Below are 1,991 nucleotides of genomic sequence, written 5' to 3'. Positions count from 1 at the left end.
GCAGCAGCAGTCCGAATTACTCAAGGAAAAATACCGAAAAATCGCTTGGGATAAGCCCCGTCATCAATCGGCTTTCCTGGCCAAGTTCAAATCAGAACTCAGCCAAGAGCAAGATTGGCCCCGACGAATTATCAAAGTCAGGAAATTACTGCAAGTTCTGTTTATTCCTGGTTATTTCAACTCCCCCAGCTTTAGGGAACTGACCCAAAAACTTCGTCACTCTATCCGACCCAAGCCAGGGAGTAATTCCCATAACTTAGCTGTCTCTACTGGTGTCTCTACTAATAATAAAACCCCAACATCAGTTTCCCCTTTGCCAAAGCTAGGCACAGGAATTGCCATCTTACTGCTAGATGCCGAAAATTTACGGCTCAATAGTGAAACCGAAAAATTCCTAGCTCAAATTTGTTCCTACCCGATCCAAATCAAAATTGCTGTTGCCAATTGGCGTGCTATGGGTAAGTATGACACTGAACTGCATACTCGTGGCTATGAGCTAATTCACGTCCCACCAGGAAAGGACAGCGCTGATTTTAAGATGGCTACCGTTGGCGCTTCTATCTTTATCCATTATCCAACCGCCAAGGAAGTCTTAGTCTGTTCCTCTGATGGGGTAATGACTCATCTTTGCACCACCCTACAAACCCATGGACTAACAGTCTATTTGGTGCGTAAACAAAACGATAAAATCATTGTTTTAAATAACAAAACTCGTGAAACTAAAGCCCATTCTCTGGTTTCTGTACCAGAAATTCCCACCCTTGAAGAATTTATTAATCAGCTCAAAGACATCCTCAAAGCTGAACAAAAACGCACTTCCAATGCTTGGATAAACCTGTCTAGACTATCTTATCTATTTGAGTCTAAGTATCAGCTTACCATCAATCAAGTTGTGTCCCTGCGCTTGCCGGGAAAACTAACAACCGATATTTTTAGTGATTACCCCAAGGAATTTGTTACTCATCACATACCGGGGACTTCAAATTTTTATATAACTCTATTTGAAAAGCCAATTTCTTTCATTAAAAAGACCTCTTCTTTAAAGACTATTCAGTTAAAGCCTACTGTTAAGCCTTTATCTAAAATTGAATCTAAATCAGATTTGGAAGAGATACTAGTTAAACTCCTCAAGGATTTGAAGACAAACTATAAAGATCCTTATGTTCCGATCGCTCATATAGCTACTGAATTTAAAAAACAATACTCTCGACCCATTACTCAGTTGATGAGAGACTTAAATTTAAAAGGTACATTCCCCAAATTTTTGCAATCCTTAGGAGCGTTTAAACTGAAGAAAGTTGGTAAAGCTTATCAAGTGGCTTTACGGTTAGACGGGTTGAATGCGGTAGTTATTGAACAGTAAAAACTCTAGAGTAGTCGGGAGTCGGGAATCGGGAATCGGGAATCGGGAATCGGGAATCGGGAGTCGGGAATCGGTAAAAAATCCAGCATTGCTGAATCTTTGGATCAATATGAATAAGTGGGGTGGGCATCCTGCCTGCCCGACAAGATCAGTAACGGGCAAGATGCCCGTTCCACGCAAGATGCTCGTTCCACGCAAGATGCCCGGGTAGGTTTTTAACTTTGGGGGGAGTACGTACTTTCATTGCCAAAAAACTCCAATAATATAGATATCCAAATCTACAAGAATTTAAGGGACGGGTGCGCCCAGCTGAGGGCGTTTCCCCGACTCCCGACTCCCGACTCCCGACTCCCGACTCCCGACTCCGGACTCCCGACTCCCGACTCCCGACCCAAACCTCAAAAACCTACCCCTGTCAGGAGTAATGGGTAAGTCCTAAGACATAGGCAATGTTACAAATTCGTAACTTTAGTGATAAATACTCACGGGATGAGATAATAATGTAAATAAATATTACATTTTGTTAGATAATGATTAGAGTATTTACAGACTTTGACGGTCCGATCATGAATGTGTCGGAGCGTTACTATCGGGTTTACCAGTTTTGTCTCAAAGAAATCCAACGCCC

General features: G+C 42.1%; 3 protein-coding genes and 1 pseudogene. 3 read left to right on the top strand and 1 reads right to left on the bottom strand.

Translation table 11 applies throughout. The annotated features are described in order from the left end of the window. Positions 1-1,363 (top strand): NYN domain-containing protein (locus F6K37_RS39850; RefSeq protein WP_287256788.1); only part of this gene is annotated, 1,363 nt, incomplete at its 5' end. Here the strand turns inward: F6K37_RS39850 and F6K37_RS39845 are convergent. After that, positions 1,328-1,561 (bottom strand): hypothetical protein, encoded by a 234-nt coding sequence (locus F6K37_RS39845; protein ID WP_131827003.1) that lies wholly within the window; start codon positions 1,559-1,561, stop codon positions 1,328-1,330. The genes F6K37_RS39850 and F6K37_RS39845 overlap by 36 nt on opposite strands. Positions 1,562-1,662: 101 nt before the next feature. Between F6K37_RS39845 and F6K37_RS39840 the strand changes: the two genes are divergently transcribed. Both F6K37_RS39840 and F6K37_RS45910 read left to right on the top strand, forming a co-directional pair. Next, positions 1,663-1,788: a hypothetical protein gene (locus F6K37_RS39840; protein ID WP_267871975.1), complete on the top strand. Its 126-nt coding sequence runs from the start codon at positions 1,663-1,665 to the stop codon at positions 1,786-1,788. A 105-nt stretch (positions 1,789-1,893) separates the two neighbouring features. Continuing rightward, positions 1,894-1,991, top strand: a pseudogene (locus F6K37_RS45910) (HAD family hydrolase); the annotation flags it as partial.

Source organism: Moorena sp. SIO4E2 (assembly GCF_010671945.1).
Classification (GTDB): domain Bacteria; phylum Cyanobacteriota; class Cyanobacteriia; order Cyanobacteriales; family Coleofasciculaceae; genus Moorena; species Moorena producens.
The sequence above is the reverse complement of the archived record's forward strand: the minus strand, read 5'-3'. Positions and strand labels throughout refer to the sequence as shown.